The sequence below is a fragment of the Nocardia jejuensis NBRC 103114 genome (assembly GCF_001613145.1).
Classification (GTDB): domain Bacteria; phylum Actinomycetota; class Actinomycetes; order Mycobacteriales; family Mycobacteriaceae; genus Nocardia; species Nocardia jejuensis.
Genome location: NZ_BDBU01000012.1, coordinates 87,885 through 108,003, shown reverse-complemented (window position 1 = coordinate 108,003; position 20,119 = coordinate 87,885). Strand labels below are relative to the sequence as shown.

The 20,119-nt window shown below is 66.5% G+C and carries 21 protein-coding genes and 1 pseudogene; 13 read left to right on the top strand and 9 right to left on the bottom strand.

The features are described 5' to 3' along the window. Positions 1-125: 125 nt before the first annotated feature. Positions 126-2,417: pseudogene (locus NJ1_RS09360) on the bottom strand (MMPL family transporter); the annotation flags it as partial. Positions 2,418-2,769: 352 nt separating this feature from the next. Here NJ1_RS09360 and NJ1_RS09355 point away from each other — a divergent pair. Beyond that, positions 2,770-3,537, top strand: a complete 768-nt coding sequence (locus NJ1_RS09355; protein ID WP_067690886.1) for a hypothetical protein — start codon at positions 2,770-2,772, stop codon at positions 3,535-3,537. 4 nt (positions 3,538-3,541) lie between these two features. Here the strand turns inward: NJ1_RS09355 and NJ1_RS09350 are convergent, their stop codons facing one another. Next, complete coding sequence (locus tag NJ1_RS09350; RefSeq protein ID WP_067690422.1) at positions 3,542-4,360, bottom strand: SigB/SigF/SigG family RNA polymerase sigma factor; 819 nt, start codon at positions 4,358-4,360, stop codon at positions 3,542-3,544. 147 nt (positions 4,361-4,507) lie between these two features. Next, positions 4,508-4,651: a nuclear transport factor 2 family protein gene (locus NJ1_RS40140; RefSeq protein ID WP_218025157.1), complete on the bottom strand. Its 144-nt coding sequence runs from the start codon at positions 4,649-4,651 to the stop codon at positions 4,508-4,510. A gap of 118 nt (positions 4,652-4,769) precedes the next feature. Between NJ1_RS40140 and NJ1_RS09345 the strand changes: the two genes are divergently transcribed. From NJ1_RS09345 to NJ1_RS09305, 9 genes are all read left to right on the top strand, one after another. Then, on the top strand, positions 4,770-5,081 hold the full coding sequence (locus NJ1_RS09345; RefSeq protein ID WP_245717298.1) for a hypothetical protein: 312 nt from the start codon (positions 4,770-4,772) through the stop codon (positions 5,079-5,081). A gap of 163 nt (positions 5,082-5,244) precedes the next feature. Next, positions 5,245-5,907 carry an arsenate reductase/protein-tyrosine-phosphatase family protein gene (locus tag NJ1_RS09340; protein WP_067690416.1) on the top strand — a complete coding sequence of 221 codons (663 nt, stop codon included), beginning with the start codon at positions 5,245-5,247 and terminating at the stop codon, positions 5,905-5,907. A gap of 137 nt (positions 5,908-6,044) precedes the next feature. Further along, positions 6,045-6,320, top strand: coding sequence for a GlsB/YeaQ/YmgE family stress response membrane protein (locus NJ1_RS09335; protein WP_067690883.1), 276 nt, complete (start codon positions 6,045-6,047; stop codon positions 6,318-6,320). A 116-nt stretch (positions 6,321-6,436) separates the two neighbouring features. Continuing rightward, on the top strand, positions 6,437-7,165 hold the full coding sequence (locus tag NJ1_RS09330) for a glycosyltransferase family 2 protein (protein WP_067690412.1): 729 nt from the start codon (positions 6,437-6,439) through the stop codon (positions 7,163-7,165). After that, positions 7,158-8,132: an acyl-CoA dehydrogenase family protein gene (locus NJ1_RS09325; RefSeq protein ID WP_422615744.1), complete on the top strand. Its 975-nt coding sequence runs from the start codon at positions 7,158-7,160 to the stop codon at positions 8,130-8,132. The genes NJ1_RS09330 and NJ1_RS09325 overlap by 8 nt, the downstream gene beginning before the upstream one ends. Then, entirely contained in the window at positions 8,117-8,866 is a 750-nt protein-coding gene (locus NJ1_RS09320) for a PIG-L deacetylase family protein (RefSeq protein ID WP_067690410.1), read from the top strand. Before NJ1_RS09325 ends, NJ1_RS09320 begins: the two co-directional genes overlap by 16 nt. Further along, entirely contained in the window at positions 8,863-9,489 is a 627-nt protein-coding gene (locus NJ1_RS09315; protein ID WP_067690405.1) for a class I SAM-dependent DNA methyltransferase, read from the top strand. The genes NJ1_RS09320 and NJ1_RS09315 overlap by 4 nt, the downstream gene beginning before the upstream one ends. A 48-nt stretch (positions 9,490-9,537) precedes the next feature. Continuing rightward, complete coding sequence (locus NJ1_RS09310) at positions 9,538-10,425, top strand: LLM class flavin-dependent oxidoreductase (protein ID WP_067690403.1); 888 nt, start codon at positions 9,538-9,540, stop codon at positions 10,423-10,425. Positions 10,426-10,458: 33 nt separating this feature from the next. After that, positions 10,459-11,514 carry an NAD(P)H-dependent amine dehydrogenase family protein gene (locus tag NJ1_RS09305; protein WP_067690401.1) on the top strand — a complete coding sequence of 352 codons (1,056 nt, stop codon included), beginning with the start codon at positions 10,459-10,461 and terminating at the stop codon, positions 11,512-11,514. 50 nt (positions 11,515-11,564) lie between these two features. Here NJ1_RS09305 and NJ1_RS09300 read toward each other — a convergent pair whose 3' ends face one another. Further along, positions 11,565-12,374, bottom strand: a complete 810-nt coding sequence (locus tag NJ1_RS09300) for a SigB/SigF/SigG family RNA polymerase sigma factor (RefSeq protein ID WP_067690398.1) — start codon at positions 12,372-12,374, stop codon at positions 11,565-11,567. Positions 12,375-12,593: 219 nt separating this feature from the next. Here NJ1_RS09300 and NJ1_RS09295 point away from each other — a divergent pair, with 219 nt between their 5' ends. Next, positions 12,594-12,827: a hypothetical protein gene (locus NJ1_RS09295; RefSeq protein WP_067690396.1), complete on the top strand. Its 234-nt coding sequence runs from the start codon at positions 12,594-12,596 to the stop codon at positions 12,825-12,827. Between the two features lie 23 nt (positions 12,828-12,850). On the opposite strand, the gene NJ1_RS09290 is transcribed toward NJ1_RS09295, so the two are convergent. The 5 genes from NJ1_RS09290 to NJ1_RS09270 all read right to left on the bottom strand — a co-directional run bounded on the left by NJ1_RS09290 (position 12,851) and on the right by NJ1_RS09270 (position 17,782). After that, positions 12,851-13,456, bottom strand: coding sequence for a maltokinase N-terminal cap-like domain-containing protein (locus NJ1_RS09290; RefSeq protein WP_067690394.1), 606 nt, complete (start codon positions 13,454-13,456; stop codon positions 12,851-12,853). 152 nt (positions 13,457-13,608) lie between these two features. Beyond that, positions 13,609-14,295, bottom strand: a complete 687-nt coding sequence (locus NJ1_RS09285; protein WP_067690391.1) for a hypothetical protein — start codon at positions 14,293-14,295, stop codon at positions 13,609-13,611. An 80-nt stretch (positions 14,296-14,375) separates the two neighbouring features. Next, positions 14,376-15,167 carry a hypothetical protein gene (locus NJ1_RS09280; protein ID WP_067690388.1) on the bottom strand — a complete coding sequence of 264 codons (792 nt, stop codon included), beginning with the start codon at positions 15,165-15,167 and terminating at the stop codon, positions 14,376-14,378. Between the two features lie 24 nt (positions 15,168-15,191). Continuing rightward, complete coding sequence (locus NJ1_RS09275; protein ID WP_084477918.1) at positions 15,192-16,100, bottom strand: SDR family NAD(P)-dependent oxidoreductase; 909 nt, start codon at positions 16,098-16,100, stop codon at positions 15,192-15,194. 44 nt (positions 16,101-16,144) lie between these two features. Beyond that, positions 16,145-17,782: a flavin-containing monooxygenase gene (locus NJ1_RS09270; RefSeq protein WP_169813114.1), complete on the bottom strand. Its 1,638-nt coding sequence runs from the start codon at positions 17,780-17,782 to the stop codon at positions 16,145-16,147. 320 nt (positions 17,783-18,102) lie between these two features. On the opposite strand from NJ1_RS09270, the gene NJ1_RS09265 reads away from it, so the two are divergent. Next, positions 18,103-19,314, top strand: a complete 1,212-nt coding sequence (locus NJ1_RS09265) for a hypothetical protein (protein ID WP_067690379.1) — start codon at positions 18,103-18,105, stop codon at positions 19,312-19,314. Beyond that, on the top strand, positions 19,298-20,065 hold the full coding sequence (locus tag NJ1_RS09260; RefSeq protein ID WP_067690376.1) for a hypothetical protein: 768 nt from the start codon (positions 19,298-19,300) through the stop codon (positions 20,063-20,065). The genes NJ1_RS09265 and NJ1_RS09260 overlap by 17 nt, the downstream gene beginning before the upstream one ends. Positions 20,066-20,119: the final 54 nt, after the last annotated feature.

Here is a 20,119-nt window from a genome sequence, read left to right as displayed (position 1 = left end):
GCGTCCTGCTCCATGCGGACCCGCTCGGCCCGCACGGTCCCGACGTGTTCGTTCTCGATCTGCTCGACAGCGGTCGAAAGCTCCGGTGACGGCGACTGTGCGGCTTCGACGGGCACGAGCCACTCGGGATGCGCCCGTCGGCGCAGCCGCTGCAGCTTCGCCCCCTCGACGTCGATGTCGGGCACGAGTCGGTCGAGCCACCGTGGAATCCACCACGATCGGTGTCCCATGATCACGAGCAGCGCCGGGACCACCACCATCCGCACCACGAACGCGTCGATCGCGACACCGCACGCCAGCGCGAAACCCATGGATTTGGCGGTGACATCGGATTCCAGCAGGAAGGATCCGAACACCGAGATCATGATGATCGCCGCCGAGGTGACCACGCGGGCTCCGTGGTGGTAACCGGAGATCATGGCGTCCTTCGGTGATTTCCCGTGCACGTACTCCTCTCGCATGCGGGTCACCAGGAACACCTGGTAGTCCATGGCGAGCCCGAATACCAACCCGATCAACATGATCGGCAGGAAGCTGATGATCGGCTGCGGATCGGCGATCAGGCCGAAGGTGCCCTCCTGGAAGATCAGGACGGTCGCGCCGAAGGTGGCGGCCATGGACAGGAGGAAGCCGACGGCCGCGGTGAGCGGCACCAGGATCGACCGGAACACCAGGATCAACAGCACGAAGGCCGCACCGGCCACGATCGCCAGATAGGGCACGATCTTGCCGAGCAGGACGTGGTCCATATCGGCGTAGATCGCGGTGGTTCCGGTGATGCCGTACTCGATGCCATAGCGTTCGGTCAGCTCACCTTCGGCATCGCGGGCCGCGCGCACCAGGTCCTTGGTCGCCTGGTTGTTCGGCCCCGATTTCGGTACGCCGCTGAGCATTACGCCGAGACCGTTCGCGCTGATCTGCGGCGCGGTGACGTAATCCATCTCCTCGAGCGCGGCGAGCCGGTCGCGCAGCGCGGCGATCGCGGCGTCGCGTTCGCCCGGGGGGACCTCCGTCAGATCGGCCACGACGGTCAGCATGCCGTTGCTGCCTTCGCCGAACCCTTCGGTCTTGATGTCGTACGCCCGCCGGACCGTGGATTCGGTCGGGAAGCTGTTCTCACCCGGCAGCCCCAATTGCAGATGCAGTGCGGGGGCGGCCAGCGCGCCCAGGGCCGCCACCGCGATGATCAACGCGACCCACGGTCGTGCGCCGATCAGGCGGGCCACCCGGGTGCCGACGGTGACAGAGGTGTCGTCCCGCGGATCGTGCCGAGCGAGGATCGGCAGCTTCGGCGTGAACAGGAAACGGCCGAAAGCGCCGAGCAGGGCGGGCATCAGGGTGATGGCGGTCAGCACCGCGAAGAATGCCGCGATGGCGCCGCCCAGGCCCATGAACGTCAGGAAGTTCACCCCGACGATGCTCAGCGCGCCCAGCGCGACGATGACGGTGAGCCCGGCGAACACCACCGCGGATCCCGCGGTGCCGACCGAAATGCCCGCGGCCTCTTCCGAACTCTCCGTGACCCGCAGCTCGTGCTTGTAGCGGGAGACGATGAACAACGCGTAGTCGATGGACAGCGCGATGCCGATCATCGACGCCAGAAACGTTGTGAAACTGGGAATCTCGATGATCGAGGTGCTCAGCGAGATCAGCATCATGGCCGCGCCGAGACCCACGATGGCGGTGACGATCGGCACGAAGGCGGCCACGATCGCCCCGAAGGCGATCACCATCACGACCAGCGCCACGCCCATGCCGATCATCTCGGCCCGACCGCTGGGCTGTTCCTGCTTCTGCTCGATCGCCCCGCCGATCTCGACGCTCAACCCGTGGGCGCGGGCGGGGGCGGCCACCTCGTAGGCGGCCCGGCGCTGCGCGTCGGTGATGTCCGCCGCCGAGGCGATGTCGAACGGCACCGAGAGCACCGCGACGGTTGCCGGCGCCTGCTTGTTCAGCACGTTCAGCGGCGCACCGGAGCACACCGCCGGGTCGGCGTTCTTCAGACATCCCATCGCCTCGGCCGCCGCGATCGGGTTCTTCAGTGCCGCAGCGTTTTTGTCGGCGACGAGGCGCTGTGTGCCGTCCTTCACCGACAGGCTCTTCAGATCGGTGATCAGCGCGTCGATGGCCGCACGATTGTCCTTGTCGGTCAACGTCGTACCCGCCGGCGCCTTGATGACGTACGTTCCGCTGACGGCATCGATGCCGAACTGCCCTGACATGCCTGGGAATTGCTTGTCCAGGATGTCGGTGGCGCGTTCGGACGGCAGCGACGGCATGCTGAACTCGTCGCTCATCGGCTTGCTCAACACGCTGCCTCCGACGCCCAGCGTCACGAGCAACAGCAACCACACCGGCAGGACGATCCATGTGTGTCTGAACGCGAATTTGCCCCACCGATAAAGGTATACGGACACGAAAGGTTCTCCTAGGTGGTATCCGGATCTGCCGATTTCCGGGCCCGTGAACAACGCTTTCGCGGCCCCGCCACGCATGCGAACAGCTCCCCCCGGGCTCGCTCCGCCGATCTACCGCACAGCCCGACTGGTCGATCGACAGAAAGCCGAAAACGGAGGAGTAACCTCAAGTTTCGCGAGTTTACCGCACGAGAAATCGACGGCGCCGTCGGCGGGGTTCCGGGCCGAGCACCGCGCGCGAGCACCGAGTCGCCGCCGCCTGTGCGGGTGACGCCACCTCGATCGAGCGGCGAACCAGGCGGACTCCGCGGTTCGGCCCGTCGCCGCCGGTCGGCCCCTGTAGGTTGCGATGATGTTGCTGAATGTCTGGGCAGCTCATGCCGCGCCAGGTACGGACGGTTGGTTCGAGCGGATGATCGTCCTGCCGGGCAAGCTTCCGCTGGCGATCCTGCTGGTGATGTTCGTGCTCACGTTCGTGTTCATTCGGTTCAGCGTGCGGATGATCCGGGCGCAGGTGTCGTGGTGGCCGGGCAATATCACCCCGGGCGGCACACATATTCACCACATGGTGTTCGGCGTGGTGTTCATGATCGCGTCCGGATTCGGCGTCTTCAGCCCGATCGGTGACAGGTCGCCGTGGCTGGAGATATTCGCGGGACTGTTCGGGGTCGGCGCCGCGCTGGTTCTCGATGAATTCGCGCTGATCCTGGATCTGAAGGACGTCTATTGGTCCCAGCAGGGGCGTGTGTCGGTGGATGCCGTCGTCATCGGGGCGTCGGTGTGCGCGTTGATGTTGCTCGGGGCAACGCCGCTGGGTATCACCGATTCGTTTCGCGGTTGGCGGGTCCTCGTGGGGCTGGTGCTGTGGCACGGCACGCTCGCGGTGGTGACCATGGTCAAGGGCAAGGTGTGGATCGGCCTGCTCGCACTGTTCGTTCCGATAGTGGGCCTGGTGGGTGCGGTGCGGTTGGCGCGGCCGACATCGCCGTGGGCCCGTTGGCGATACCCGGCGGGATCGGCGAAGGCGCGCAGGGCGCAGCGGCGTGCGGCGGCGGAGGGCTGGATCGGCCGATGGCGTGACGCCGTCTACAACGTCATCGCCGGACGCCCGAACCCGTAGGCGCTCAGGCGGGCTGGAGCGCCTTCTCGCGCAACTCCTGCAGCACGCGAGTGAGAATGCGTGATACCTGCATCTGCGAGCAGCCCAATGCCTTCGCGATCTCCGCCTGGGTCATTTCCTGTCCGAACCGCATGGTCAAAATGTCGCGATCGCGCTCGCTCAGCAGAGCCAGGAGCGGTCCGGCGGTGAGCGTGTCCTCCATCAATGCGTATCCGGGATCCACGTCGCCGAAGGTATGGGCCACCGAGGAGGACGGGGCTTCGTCGGTGTCGGAGCCGGTGCTGTCGAGGGACTCGGTCTGATAGCTGTGGCGCGCGATCAGGGCCTGAGTGACCTCGCCGAGGTCCACTTCCAGATAGTCGGCCAGCTCACGCGCGGTGGGCTCGCGCCCGAGCCGCTGTGCCAGCACCGGGGCGCCCCGGGTGATCTTCAGGTGAACTTCCTTGGTGCGTCGCGGTACTCGCACCGCCCACCCGGTGTCGCGGAAGTAGCGCTTGACCTCACCCATGATCGTCGGGATCGCGAATCCGAGGAACGAGGCGCCGACCGCGGGATCGAACCGGTCGACCGAAAGTACGACCGCCAGCGCGGCGACCTGCGCGAGGTCTTCGTGGTCCACGCCGCGGCCGCTGTAGCGGCGCGCGATGTGGTCTCCCAGGGGCAGCGCGCGGGCGATGATGTCGGCACGCAGACGCGCCCGGGCCGGATCATCGGGCTCCAGGGCCGCGAGCCGGGTCAGGGCTGGTTCGATGTCGTCGTAGGAGTCGCCGCTGGTCCTCGCGCGGGCCGGAGCCGTGGGCTGTGCTGCGTATTCCGTTGACATATCGGTACTTTCGGTGCGTCGTGCCGAATATTGGGTAACCCTCAGGCATTTCCCCAAAAAACCGTTTCGAAACAATACGGACGAAACCCCCGCCACCTGGTCGAATGGGCGCTGACGGACGGAGCGCGTTCCGCCTGACCGGATCAGTCACCGCTGGGGGACCGGCACTATTCCGAGTTGCTGCATGAGACCGAGTTCGTCGAGCCGACCGCAGCGTTCGGTGATCGTGCCGTCGCGGACGATGGTGCCGCCCCGCGGCGTCGCGGGTCGTCCGGTGGGCGCGATGCCCACCGGATGGGTAGCACTTCTGCGGTTTCGTGCTGTGACCCTGCGGTGATTGGGCCGGTCGATCCCGGGTACGCCTGGCAAACCACCAGCTTGGTGTCTGGGCGAAAGGAGATTTCTCATGATGACGGACCGAGAAACCATGAACCGGGGTTCCGGGGAGCCCACGTCCCGGCGCGGGCGCCGGCCGCGCCGCCACGCCGGTGAAGGGGTCGAGGACGGATTCAACGTCGTAGGGGTGATCCTCGGCGGCCTGGGAATCCTCGCGCTGGCACTCGCGCTGATCGCCGCCGGATACGGGTACGCCGGATGGGCCACGGTGGCCGGCATCGCGTGCGTGGTACTGATCGTCAGCGGTATCGCGGTCATCTACGCCGAATGGCGTCGTCGCCGCACCCAGGAAGGCCCCGATTCCGAAGAGCGACAGGGACATTGAGCAGGTAAGCCGTATTCCAGCTCGCGGCAGTAGGCGCTAGCTCGCCCGAGAAGTTGTCCGGAATGTTCCGAAGATGCCGCTATCGATGAAAGTCGCTGCTCCGAAGGCTAACTCGTCGATTGCGGGGTACCTCTGGGTGGAACCCACGCAGAGGAGTCGAGACATGCCGGAAGACCTGTCGAAGGAGTGGGCCGACGTGCCCACCGGGCAGCGTGAGGCGCTGCGACTGGTCCGAGCACGCTTGCTACGAGAGTTCGCCGGGCTCGATGCCGCCATCGTGGGAGACACGGTGCTCACCTCTCGTGACTACCTCCTTTCCGTTCCCCGCGAGCACGAGCGGTCGGCGGCCATGGTGGAGCGCTTCGCCCGGGACCGGCTCACCGCCGTCGCCAAGTTGCGCGGGTGGCGGAGAGCCGGTCCCGCGGTGCTTTTCATGTGTAGAAACAATGCGGGGCAGTCTCAGATGGCGCGCGCGTTCTTCACCCGTTTCGAGCACGATCACGCGGTGGCCTGGTCCGGAGGTTCGGCACCCGGCACGCACGTGGACCCGGTCGTCGTGCAGGTGATGGCCGAACGGGGAATCGATATCGCGGAAGAATTCCCGAAACCCTGGACCGCCGAGTTTCTACAGGTCGCCGACGTGGTGGTGGACTTGGGCTGCGGGGACACCGATCCGATCGTGACGGGCCACCGCTACGAGCAGTGGCCGATCCACGACCCGGCCGGGCAGCCCATCGAACAGGTCCGCCTGATCGGAGCCGAGATCGAACGCCGGGTGCGGCGACTGATTTACACGCTCGGTCTGTCCTGTGACCAGGTCGGATGACGGTTATGCCGCAGCGGGCGGAAGGTGAGCCTCGTCGCGGACCGGCCTCGGGCGATTGGCGGCGAATTCCGCGGGTATGTCCAGCTCGAACGCGGCCCCACTGAGGGTGCCGCTGAATGACGAGAACGGAGAATTCGATGCTCGGACTCGGGATCATCGGCTGGATCATCATCGGTGGCTTGGCCGGCTGGATCGGCAGCAAGATCATGAAAACTGATGCCCAGCAAGGCATCTTGCTCAATATCGTCGTCGGCGTCATCGGCGGCCTGCTCGGTGGATTCCTGCTGAAGCTGCTCGGCGTCGACGTCGAGGGCGGCGGCCTGTGGTTCAGCTTCTTCACCTGCCTCGGCGGCGCGGTGATCCTGCTGTTCCTGGTCAACCTCGTCACGGGTCGTCGCGGCGCACTGCGCTGAGTCATTTCGAGGCTGAGTCATATTCAGCTCGACCCGAGGGCAGTGCGGTTCGCCGCGCTGCCCTCGACGCATGTTCGGCCCCGTTTGCTGCGTCGGCCTCGGGGTAGACGGCACGCATGATCATCCGGGAGGCAGCCGTCGCGAGTCCGCGCGCGATCGACGATGTCGTGGTCGTGGTGCCGGTGCGTGACGAGCAGCGATTGCTGAGCGGCTGTCTGCACGCGCTGCGTGAGTGCGCCGAGCGGGTGGATGTGCCGGTGCGCCTGCAGGTGGTGCTCGATGCCTGCGCCGACCGATCCGCGCTGGTGGCCGCGGCCGCCGGGGTGAGCGTGATCGAGGTCGGTGCGCACAACGTCGGCATCGCGCGTGCCGCCGGATTCGTCACGGGCGGCAGGGGGAGCGGCGCCACGACCTGGTTCGCCACCACCGACGCCGACTCGTGCGTCGATCCCGAGTGGCTCTCGCGCCAGCTGCGCTACGCGCGGACCGGTGCGGAGATCGTCGCCGGTGTGGTCACGGTGGCCGACTGGAGTCAGCACTCCCCGCAGGTGCGGGCCAGGTACGAGCGGGACTATCGGCGAACCCGCGCCACAGGTCATGTGCACGGTGCGAACCTGGGCTTCCGGGCCGATGTGTACTGGCGCACAGGCGGATTCGCGCCATTGAGCTCCGGTGAGGACGTGGAGTTCGTGAGCCGGGCCACGGCGCACGGCGCGCGAGTGCACTGGGCGGAGGATGTGGTGGTGACGACCTCGGGTCGACGGTTCGGACGTGCGCCGAGTGGTTTCGCGGCCCATCTGCGCGGCCTCGAGTCGCCGGGTGCGCCGGAGGTCGAAAGTGCCTGAACCATCACCGGATCTGGCTCGCAGGCTGCGTGCGCTCTCCCGCTCGGGACGGCTCACGCTCCCGCTTCCGGGCGGCGGGCAGACCACGCGGCGATTCCAGGCGTTGGCGGCGCTGGCTGCCGAGAACACGGTTCTGGGTCGACTCGCCGAGGCTCACGCCGATGCCGCGGCGATCCTGCACGAGGTCGGCGGCCGGGTTCCCACCTCCGGGCAGATCTGGGGAGTGTGGGCGGCCGAGCCACCCGAACCGATCCTGCGCGCACGGTCCACCCCGGCGGGCTGGGTGCTCGAAGGTCGCAAATCGTGGTGCTCCGGCGCGCGCCTGTGCAGTCACGCACTGGTGACCGCCCGTATCGGCGAGGAACGCCGACTGTTCGCCGTCGAGCTGACTCCTTCGATGGTGCGACCGGTGCCGGACAGCTGGCATGCGGTGGGCATGCGTGAATCCGATTCCGGCGCGGTGGACTTCGACTCCGCACCGGCCACACCGGTCGGCGCCCCCGGTGCGTATCTCGAGCGGGCGGGATTCTGGCACGGCGCGGTCGGAGTGGCCGCGTGCTGGTACGGGAGTGCCTGCGAGGTCGCCCGGCCCCTGTACGAACGCGCGGCCGCCGGGCGCGCCCACGAGCATGCGCTGGCGCATCTGGGCGCGGTGGCAGGCGCGCTGCAGTCTGCACGGCTGGGACTCAGGCAGGCCGCCGCGGAGATCGACGCCGACCCGGACGGGAGTGATGTCGACGCACGGCTGCGCGCACGCCTGGTCCGGGCCGTGGTCGAGGACGCGGTCACCACGACAGTGGATCGCGTCGGCCGTGCGCTGGGTGCCGGGCCACTGTGCGCGGACGGTGAACACGCGGCGCGGGTCGCGGACCTCACGGTCTACCTGCGTCAGAGCCACGCGGAAATCGACCTGGCCGAACTCGGCCGTGATGTTGCGGGACAGGAGTTTTCATGGCCGAACCTGTGATCGACGTGCGCGCGACCGGTGTCGCGGAACAAGAGTGGGAATCCTGGCGCCGCGCCCGCGCGCCGATGACGCTGCCCGCCTGGAGCCGACTGTTCGTGATGGCGGCGCATCCCGACGACGAGGTGCTCGGTGCGGGCGGACTCATCGCCATGGCGCGCACCGCCGGGATCCCGGTCACCATCGTCACCGCGACCGACGGGGAAGGCTCGCATCCGGATTCGCTCACGCACGGCCCGGCTCGACTGGCGCGGCTGCGAGTCCATGAAGCACGAAGTGCCGCAAGAGAATTGAAGACGGAGGACCCGGTCCGGCTGGGATTTCCCGATGGCGAGCTCGCAACGCACGAGTCCCGGCTGGGCGATCGATTGTGTGCGCTCCTGGAAGAAGCGGACGAGGCACGTGTGGGCTGCGCGGTGATCTGGCGTCACGACGGCCATCCCGACCACGAGGCGCTCGGCCGGGCCGGGGCCGCGGCGTGTGCGGTCACCGGCGCGGAACTGCTCGAGTACCCGGTGTGGATGTGGCAGTGGGGTGACCCGGAACACCCACGATTACAGGCAGAAATGCCTGTGGCACTGGCCCTTTCGCCCGCCGCTCGGGAGGCGAAGAATCGCGCCCTGACGTGTTTCCGGAGCCAGTTCCTGCCTCTGTCCGACGCGCCCGCCGACCAGCCCATCGTGCCCGCCCATGTGCTGCGCCGATTCACCGGCCCGACCGAAATCTACTTCCGATGAGCACATCCCGCCTGCCCCGCACCTACTTCGACGAGTTGTACGCGCGCAGCGCCGATCCGTGGGAGTTCACCACCCGCTGGTACGAACAACGCAAACGAGCGCTCACCCTCGCGGCACTTCCGCGGGCTCGCTACCGCCGCGCCTTCGAACCGGGTTGCGGCATAGGCGTTCTCACCGCGGAACTCGCGACCCGCTGCGATTCGATAGTGGCCACGGACATCGTCGAGGACGCGCTGCGCACCGCCGCGGACAGGCTCGGCGAGACGGTGGACTCCGGGGCCGTGCAACTGCGACGCTGGGGCCTGGGTGATGACTGGCCGCCGGACACTTTCGACCTCGTCGTGCTCAGTGAGGTTTGCTACTACCTCGATGCCGCGTCGCTGCACAGCGCTCTCGACGAGTTGCTCGCCCATCTCGACCCCGACGGCACGGTGATCTGCGTCCATTGGCGCCACCACGTTCCCGAATACCCGCTCACCGGGGACCGCGTTCACGCCATCCTCGCTGCCCATCCCGGCTTTTCGGTCACCGCTCGCTACCACGACGAGGACTTCCTGCTCGAGGTGTTCGCCCCACTCCCGTCCGACCTGCGGTCCATCGCACAGCGGGAAGGTCTCGTCTGAATCGGCGATCGCCTGACCGAATCCGGGTGGGTCTGAGAGGGTCGGCACATGAAGATCGGTGTCGCACTTCCACAAATGGCTCCCGGCTACGGACCGGGTACGACGCTCGACTGGGCCCGGCGAATCGACGCGGGTCCGTTCTCGAGCGTCTCGGTGGGGGAGCGGGTGACGTTCTCGAATCCGGAGATGGTCGCGACGCTGGGCGCATGCGCCGCGGTCACCGAGCGGGTGCAGGTCCTGGCGAATCTGTGGGTGCTGCCCCAGCATCCGACGGCGATGGTCGCCCAGCAGATCGGGACCCTCGACCAGCTCGCGAACGGCCGCCTCGAGGTCGGCGTCGGTGTCGGGGGTCGTGAGCACGACTATCGCGCTCTCGGAGCGGATTTCACGGGACGGCACCAGCAGCTCGACGACAAGGTCGCCGAGTTGAAATCACTGCTCGCGGGCAAGCCGCCGTTCGAGGGCGCGGACCCGGTCGGGCCGGCGTGCGTGCAGGCGGGCGGACCGATCATTCTCGCCGGCGCGATGGGTCCGAAGGCGATGCGCCGGGCGGCGCGGTGGGCCGACGGCGTCTCCGGTTTCAGTGTTTCGGGCGACGCGGAGGAGATCGCGAAGGCGAGTCGGCTCGCCGACCGGTGCTGGGCCGAGGCCGATCGTACGACGCCCCCGCGCAAGGTCAGCGGCTGCTTCACCGCCCTGGGCGTCGCGGATGCCCCGAAGGTGTTGCACTCCTTCATCGCTCGCTACCTCGGCTTCCTCGGACCCGAGCTGGCCGAGATCGTGGCGGCCTCGGCGCGGGCGTCGAGTCCCGAGGTGCTGGCCGATATTCTCGACGGCGCGGAGCGGGCCGGGTGCGACGAGTTCATCCTGGTCCCGGCCGTCACCGACCTGAAGTTCCTCGAGGTCGCGACCGAGGTGGTGGCGGCCCGCTCTTGACGGTCATGGAATAGAACATGTTCTATTCCATGCATGACTCTGCGAGTGATCCAGTGGGCCACCGGTGGGCTCGGCCAGGCCGCGATCGGCCAGATCCAGCTGCACCCGGATCTCGAGCTCGTCGGATGCTGGGTGCACTCGGAGAGCAAGGCGGGCAAGGACGCCGGTGAGCTCGCCGGAATCGGCCCGATCGGCGTCACCGCCACCAACAGCATCGAGGAGATTCTCGCCCTCGACGCCGACTGCGTCCTGTACTCGCCGCTGATGCCGAATCCGAAAGAGGTTGCGGCGATACTGCGTTCGGGCAAGAACGTCGTCACGCCGCTGGGCTGGTTCTGGCCGACCGACAAGGAGCGGGAACGGATGACGGCCCCGGCGCTCGAGGGCGGCGTGACGCTGCACGGGACCGGGATCGACCCGGGCGGCGCGACCGAGCAGCAGCCGCTGTTCTTCGCGGGTCTGTCCAGCGCGATCACATTCGTGCGCGGTGAGGAGTACTCCGACATCCGCACCTACAACGCGCCCGATGTCGTGCGCCACATCATGGGTTTCGGTCAGTCGCCGGAGGCGGCGATGAACGGTCCGATGCTGGCGTTGCTGGACAACGGGTTCGACCAGTCGGTGCGGATGTGCCTGGACACGCTCGGCTTCGCCGACGCCGAGATCCGCAGCAGTCGCGAGGTGGCGGTCGCGACCGCGCCGATCGATTCGCCGATCGGCGAGATCCAACCGGGCCAGGTCGCCGCCCAGCGCTTCGCCTGGGAGGCGTTCATCGGCGAGGTCAAGGTCGTCAGGGTCGCGGTCAACTGGTTGATGGGCGATGAGCACCTCGACCCGCCCTGGAAGTACGGGGACGGCGGCGTCCGGTTCGAGATCGAGGTGAAGGGCGACCCCGACTGCCAGGTGACGATTCACGGATGGCATCCGACTGGTGTGGCGGCCGGCCTCGAGCGCAACCCCGGCATCGTCGTGACCGCCGCGCACTGCGTGAACTCGATCCCCTACGTCTGTGCCGCCGAGCCGGGCCTGCTCACCTTCGTCGATATGCCGCTGGTCACCGGGCGGGCGCACCCGGACCTGGCACGCTGAGCGCGGCATGAGGCCCGAACGCGCACTCTGTGTGATTCGGGCGGGGGGGGTCAGGCGGGTTGGAGTGCCTGCTCGCGCAGCTCACCCAGCACGCGGGCGAGGATGCGGGAGATCTGCATCTGCGACACGCCCAACTCCTTGGCGATCTGGCCCTGGGTCATGTCCTGCCCGAAACGCATGGTCAAGATCTCGCGGTCTCGCTCGTTCAACGAGGCCAGTAGCGGACCGGCGGTGAGAGAGTCCTCCATCAGGCCATATCCCGGGTCGTCCGCGCCGAGGGTGTAAATCACCGACGAGAAGTAGGTGTCGTCGGTGTCGGGAGTCGTGTAGTCGAGCGATTCGGCGCGGTAGCTGTTGCGCGCGATCAGCGCCTGGGTCACTTCGCCCAGGTCGGCCTCGAGGTGCTCGGCGAGCTCGCGTGCGGTGGGTTCGCGCCCGAGTCGCTGGGCCAGCGCCGGGGCGTCCGCGGCGATCTTCAGGTGCACCTCCTTGGTGCGCCGCGGCACGCGTACCGCCCAGCCGGTGTCGCGGAAGTGGCGTTTGACCTCGCCCATGATCGTGGGCACCGCGAAGCCCAGGAACGACGCGCCCCGGTGCGGATCGAAGCGGTCGACCGCGAGCACCACCGCGAGTGCGGCGACCTGCAACAGATCCTCGTGCTCCAGGCCGCGGCCGCTGTAGCGCTGGGCGATGTGCTCACCCAGCGGCAGCGCGCGGGCGATGATGTCCTCGCGCAGCCGGGTGCGGGCCGGATCGCCGGGATCGGTGCCCGCGAGCTCGATGAGCGCGGGTTCGATGTCGTCGTAGGAGTCACGGCCCGTCGCGCGGGCAGTGACGTGTGCTGCGCAATCCGTTGACATATCGGTACTTTCGGTGAGTGGGGCCGAAAATGGGGTATGTCCTGGGTTCGTCCTCTCCATGATTACGTCGAAACAATTCGGACGAAACCCCCCGCTCTACCTGCGCGAATAACTAATCGATCCGATTTTCAGGGCCTCTACCAGGGAAGATGCCGGAAGTGTCGAGACCTGGTCATGTGATCACGGTTTGATAAAGGGTGGGTCGGGCACCAACACGACATGATCCCGACTCCGCGCACCCTCCGCCCGAGCATCAGGACCGATCTGACCACGACCGCCCTCACCGTGATCACGTGTGCGATCTTCTTCGCCGGATTGCTCGCGTTGACCGGATCGGTATCCACAGCGCTGGCCGGAGGTGCCGGGTGGGGTGCGGCGGTGGTGCTGGCGCTGAGGATGATGGCGCTTCCCTCAGGCCCGCGCCCGGCCTGTCCCGCGGCCGCCCGGCACTGACTTCGCACCGTCCACAGCCATCCTCAGCCCCCGAGGCTGGACCCCAGCGCAGATGTGGGTGCGAGTGCTTCCAGCAGTATCCCGCGGTGTGATGCTCCGGCCGGATCACGCCATCGTGCGGCGACACGACCGGCGACATCATGATCGCCCGCAGTGATCATTGCGGGAGTTCTGTTGATGCGCAGCATGATCCGCAAGTCAGCATCAGCACTGGACACTTCGACAGTGTCGTCCACCGTCCCGCTCTCGTTCTGTGCCTGGGGCAGGGCGCGGCCGGTCAGCAGAGCAAGGGCCTGCGTGCGGAGTACCGGGTCGAACTCCCCGTCGTAGAACCAGCGGCGCCCCAGGACTCCGTGTTCCGAGATGCCGATCAGGGCGTGGTCGTTCCCGGCGAGCGGTTCGCCACGGTAGGCCATCGGCACGTGGTAGGTGATCGCGGTGGGCCCGGAGGAGTCCGTCAGAACCATGAATTCGAGACCGACGTCCCCCGCCGGGTCATCGAGTCGGAATCCTCCGGCCTTGGACAACCGCGGGGTACCGGCACCGTGAAACCACGGCTGCCTCGGGAGCCAGCCGGAAAGCAACTCGAGCTTGCTCGGCTGCAGCGTGGTGCGATGGATCTCGGCCATTCGCTGACCCTAGCGAACTCGGGCAGGTGGCACCGCCGGAGGGACAACGCGTCTACATGCCGCATGGCCCGCTGTTCGGACGAGTGCCGTGTCTGCCCGAAGATCAAGGAGCGGAGGCGCTCTCGGCTCCAGCGGAGATGCGGCCGAGGTTGCTATCGAGTCGTGAGTTCTATGACCGCTCGGGGCTGCCAGGGCAGTGGGCCGGTCGGAAAGGTGAATTGCACCAGGCGGTGAGTTGCGGCTGCCTCGAAATGACAGGTGAACGGTGGGAGGAAGCCCGACACCACTTTGTCCAGCAGCGTGTTGATATGGCTGAAGCTGGGTCGCAGGTTCACCTGCCAGACATCGATCGAGCCTGCGGGCACCGTGATGGTCATGCGCTTCTCGACCTTCACCTCGAGCGGCCAGGAGATCGAGAAGGCAAGCCACAGATCGTGTTTCGATTTCGCGCCGCGCCGGAAATCGAGCCCGCGCAGGAGGGTCAGCCCGCCCAGTAGCGGCATGACACCGCGCGGGAACGGGGCGAGTTTTCCGCCGAACTGAATGTGGTGCGTGTCAAGGAAATAGCCCTCTTCACGCGACACCGTGCGGCCTCGGAAGTAGGAGGCGGCCCGGTAGCTCTCGGCCTCGATGAAGCCTTCCGAGCGGCGGATGCGCTGTTCGACCTCGGCGCGGAAGGAGTCGTCCGATCCGACCTCGAGATGCGAGATGTAGCAGTCGTCGTCGTGGTCGACCACGCCGGTGATCGCAGTGCCGGTGGGACTGTCGGTGAGCCGAATCCGATAGTGCGATGTCTCGCCGTCGGCGATGTCGGGGTCGCGGAATGGGCTGGCGGCCATGGCAATCCTTGTCGTCGGGACCGGGGCGCGGGGGCCCGGTCCAGCCATTCAACTGATGCGCGGTTGAACAACGAGCGGAGTTACAGGTCGGCGGTCTCGTCTCGGCCCGTGTCGGCTGTGTGTTCCTTGGCCCACTGCACGGTGCACCAGGCGATCATGTAGGTCGCCCAGGTCACCGGACCGATTCCCGGAATGTAGAACGAGATGAAGCCGTTGGCGGCGTTGAAGGGTCCATACAGCGTCGTGACGCCGAAAATGGCCGGGAATTGAGTCAGTACTCCGAGCACCGCGAGTCGGCTCAGCCACGTGGGGAACACACCTGCGCGACGGCCTATGACGGCGACGGCGATGATGTTGGGAATCCACAGCGGACCGAGCATTCCGCCCGCCGCGAAGGCCTGGACGTGCAAGACGTGGAGCAGTTCATCGGAAATGTGCCCGTAGAGCACGATGGGCGCGGCCGCGAAGCTGACGTACATGAAAATCGCTGTGACGAAGGCGATGTCGCTCACGATGGCGATCCACGAGAGAACGTGGTGTTTGCTGGTGTCGATGCTCCAGAAGTACGAGGCGGTCGCGCCGACCATGGCCAGAAACGGGATGGCAGCGGTGCCGATGACGATCATCCCGATCTTGCCCACGAGTTGATATCGGCGATAGAACTCGACAGTGCCTTGCTGGTCCCAGCTTTCAGGAAAGACGTAGGCGATGACCAGGGCAGCGGCGATACCGCCGATGATCAGCGTCACGGCGATCAACGCGTAGACCAGGCGTGCGCCCGAGGGTTTGGCCAGCCACGCCGCGAATCGGTGCAGCAGAGCGGCGAACCGCGAGGACGACGAGCGAGGCGGGATGACGGCGGTGTGAGACATCGGGGGATTCCTTGCTTCGGGTGGCTATCGGGTGTGACGGCGGGCCGGGGACGACGGCAGATACCGGACCGCCTTTCGGGCCGTGCCTTCGGCAAGGGACATCGTGGGAATCGCGCAGATTCGTCGCAGCAGGCCGGGTGAGATCCGGTGCAGCACCCACGCCGCGGTGGCGTCGAAGTTGACCGGCACGATGGCGAGGTCGAAGCGGATCGCGAGTTGCACCGCGCGGGCCACCAGATCCGGAGAGGCCAAGCCGAAGCGATCCTGGATCGATTGGAAATCGGCCCGCACCGATTCGGTGGTGTCCGCGTCGGAGGTGACCAGGGTCGCGTGTGTGGCCAGCTGGGTCCGGGTGGCGCCGGGGCAGATGGCGCTGACGCCGATGTTCTTGGGTCCGAGCTCACTTCGCAACGACTCGGTGATCATCAGCGCGGCGGCCTTCGAGGTGGAGTACGAGACCGCGACGCGGTTGGGGGTCCACGCCGCGCCCGAGACGATGACCACGATATGGCCGGGCCGGCCGCTGGCCAGCATCTTCGATCCCACGATCTTGCTGCCGTGAATGACGCCGTAGACATTGATGGACATGACTCGGTCCCAGTCCTGCGGCGTCTGATCCATGAACGCCCCGCCGACCGCGATTCCGGCGTTGTTCACCAGGACGTCGGGAACACCGAAGCGAGCGATGATCTCGTCGGTGAGCGTCTCCCACCGCGCGGGATCACGTACATCGAGTTCGTATGCGTGGCAGTCACCTTCGGTGAGAGTGGTCGTCTCCTTGACCGCGGGCAGGTCGATGTCGGTGGCGATCACCGTGTCGCCCGCCGCGGCCTGCCGCAGCGCGATCGCGCGGCCGATGCCGCTGCCCGCGCCGGTCACCAACACCACACGGCCGCGCTTGCTCGCTACCGGTCCGGTAAACGGAAGTCTCATCGTCGAGTCCAATCCCTTGTCGATCGATTGCCTTGTCCTGCAGGTCAGTCCGCCACGGCCACACGGGCCGATGCCGAATCGACCGAATGCCCATTGCCGTTCGCGCGCGTCGAGGGCAGGACCCGAAAGGTGTAGTCCTGCCGCGGATCGAACCGTTCGCTGTGGTTCCACAGCGAGTTCCGGAATCCCTGTGATGGGCGCACGATCGGAACCTCGCCGCGAGCGTTGGAGAAGTAGCTGCGCACATTGTGTCGCTTGACCTGGCGTTCGACCACGTACTCCTGCGCGACCAGAGTGAACGGGCTGGTGATCATCATCTGATGCCAGGCGTCGTGCGCGGCCCGGGTCACCTCCACGATCTGCGCGCCTTGCCTGCGTGCTTCGGTGATGACTCGCGCGACGTGCAGCCCGGCGGTCTCGCTCATGCTGACGAAGGTCACACCGTTCCAGCCGTACGGTCCGTAGATGGACCAGCGGTTCGGCAACCCGGGGATGGCGACACCGGCATAGGCCTGCATGCCGTTGGCGCGGTAGAACTCACCCAGATCCAGGCCCTCGCGTCCGCTGACCGCGCCGACGGGGAAGGATTCCGGTTCGGATGCGACATCGAAGCCGGTAGCCAGGACGATCATGTCGTAGGCGTGGTCCACACCGTCGGTCGTTCGGATCCCGCGTTCGGTGAATCGCTCGATCGGTGTGGTGAGGAGATTTCCGTTGTCTCGGTTGAAGGACTGCAGGAAACCACGCCCGAAGGTCGGCATGTTGGCCATCAACCCATGCCGGGGAATCAGGGCAGCACGGACGTCCGGATCCTTGACCTGGACTCGCAGATACGCCCGATAGGCCGCCCGCAGCGCATTCTCGAACGTCTCGATCACGGCGAGCGTGACGCGTTTCGGGAGACGCTCGGCCGCCACGATCACCGCCTGGTACAGATACCAATTGGCCATGTACGCCACGGCGTGGAAGCGCCGTGACCGCATGAGCGCGCGTCCCAGGCGGCCGAAGGCGAAGTCCGGTTTGGGGCCGCACCAGGTCGCGGTGCGCTGGTACATGTCCAGCTGGGCCACCTCGGAAACGATCGACGGCACGATCTGCATCGCGCTCGCCCCCGTGCCGATCACCGCCACCCGCTTGCCGCGATAGTCGTAGTCGTGGTCCCACCCGGCCGAGAGCATCACCTTGCCGGCGAACTTCTCCACATCGGGGATGCCCGAGTTCGACCGCGGCTCGAGGAAGTATCCGGTGGCGTTCAGCACATAGCGCGCCGTCAGTGTCGACCCGTCGTCCAAATGCAATGTCCAGAAGCCGGTTTCGTCGTCCCACGCTTCACGTTCGACCGAGACGCCGAACCGGGACCGCTCGTACAGCCCGTGTTCGCGCGCGACCCGCTGGCAGTATTCGCGCACCTCGGCTCCGGTCGCGAACATACGTGACCAGCTGTTCGGCGCGAAGGTGAACTCGTAGGAGGTCGAGGGCACGTCGAGGGCAACGCCGGGATAGGTGTTCGCGATCCACGTTCCGCTGAAATCGCCTCTGCGATCGATGATGACGAAGTCGTCGATACCGGCGCGCCGGAGTTGGCAGCCCGCTCCGATGCCACTGACGCCCGCACCGACCACCACGACCTCGAACTGAGGCTTACCCCCTGCGGCCGTTGGGGTTTCGGTGTTCTTGCTCAAGGAAGGGCTCCTCACTCGATGATCGTCGGATGGTCGACGATCGGACGTGCTGCTCCGCCGATTTCTCGGAGTGTCGTGATGGCCGGTGCGTCGGCCTCACTGTCTCAGATAGTTGCAGATTTCGGATATGTTGGCAATCCAACTAGCGAATAAATCGGAATAGTTAGAGTATTTGAAAGCCGCTTCGGCTTCTCCAGCTGCAGGTCTGTCGGCTTCGTCGCCACAGTAGGGTGGACAGTCCGCAGCCTTCGTTCATGCGTGATCGACGCCTGTGGGAGGAGGGTGCTGTGGCGCGGAGATCTGCGAACGACGGGGGCTACATGAGGGACACCACCGAAGCGGGTATCGACGATGCGGGCAATGTCTTGCTCGCGCCCGCGGTCCCGCGGGGCAGGGGCCTGGGCGGGGAGTTTTTCGGGTCCACGATCAGCCCGGAGGACCTGGCTCGTGGCCGGGTCGATGTTTCGCGCAAGACCGTCTACCTGTGTGGTGAGCTGTCAGCGATCAGTGAACGCCGATTGCGCTCGGCCGCACGGGTTTTCGTCGTTCGGGAGCTGTCGGAGGGGTATCGCCCGGATGTTTCGTGGACTCTCGTCGATCTGGGACGGGTCCCGGTCCGCGTGCACGGCGTCGGGGTCTACTACCGCCGCTTCTTCGACCTCGCCGCCGACCACTTCGGGCGGATCCGCACGGAGCACGTGTTCCAGTCGCTGACCGAATCCACCAAGCCGGGGGCGGCCCATCGCAGCGGGATCTACCTGACGCCGGTGACGCGACGCGAGGATGGACTGCATTTCCGTCTGCTGCGCTGCTCCACGAATCTCGCGGGACCGACCGAGAACTTCGGACCGACCGATACGGGCATCGTCGATGCTCTGAATCGCGAGGCCGCCACCATCTTTCGGGACCAGGCGCCGCTCAATCATGTTCTCGCCCAGATCTACCACAACACCCTCGCCACTCCCGAGCGGAAGCAATCCAAGGCCAAGATCTCGGCTCACGCCGACAAGACCAAGGACATGCCCGCCAACGGAATCATGGCCTTCTGCACCTTCTACGACGGGCTCGACCGGTTGGAGCCCATCGACGCTGATGGCTTCGACTACGGCGTCAAGGGCGTGAGCGGGCTGACCACCCTCCGTTTTCACCTCAAGGATTCGGTCGAGGTGAGCGACACGCTGCCCTCACGGTTCAGCGTGACCCTCCATCCCGGCTCCGTCTTCTTCATGCCGCTGTCCACCAATCGCCTCTACACCCACGAGATCCGGCCCTCGATGCTGGATGCCGAGCGGCTGCCCACCCGTTTGGGATACGTGGTGCGGTGCTCGAGCACCGAAGCCGTGCACCGGGACGGCCGCACGTTTCTCGCTCGGGACGAAGGCTTGGTGGAACTGGAGCCGCCCACCCTCGAAGGCATGGACGAGCTGCGCAGGTTGTACGCCGAGGAGAACAGGACCTCGTCCTTCATCGACTACGGCGACCGGTTTCGCTTCAGCATGAACGCGGGGGATTACCGTGCTCCCCGAACCTAGGATCTCGGACGAGATCCTGTCGTACACACTGCCTTCCACGCAGGACCTCTTCGCGGAGCTCTCCGCGTCGGTCCGGTGGGAGGAGCTGGGAAAGGGCCGGCGAGGCGCCACGCTCACCAAACCCGATGCCGCGGGCGGCGTGCCCCTGGTTCGCACCACCACCCGATACGGCAGTCCGGCGCAGCGCTTCGGGCCGGTGCACGATCGCCTGGCACAGCGGATTCAGGCACGCGCGGGGCTTTCGGCGGGCTTCGACAACGCCCTCATCGAGACCTATACGAACGCCTACGCGAAGATGGGCAGCCATTCGGACCAGGCCCTCGATCTCGAAGACGAGTCGTTCATCGCCGTCTTCTCCTGCTATCGGCATCCCACCGCGGTCCCGCCCCGCAAGCTCATCGTCGAACGAAAAGCCTCCGGCGATATGTTCGAGATTCCGTTGCCGCACAACGGTTTCGTCACGTTCTCGGTCGCCGCGAATCGGCGGCTGAAGCACAGGATCGTGCTGGACACACCAGTCGGGGCAGCGGAGAACCACTGGCTCGGCGTGACCTTCCGGACATCGAAGACCGTCGTCCGGTATCGCGGGGAACACGCGTACCTCCCGCACGGTGAGCGCCTCGCCCTGGCGGATGAGGATCAGCAGCGCGAGTTCTTTCAGCTACGGCGGCGCGAGAACAACGAAACGGATTTCGTCTATCCCGCATTGACATACACCGTCAGCCAGAGCGATCTGATGCCGCCCGTGTGACCCCTGGTGGGCGAAGGCGGTCACTCCGCGCCCGCGCCTCGGACCGCCGGTGGA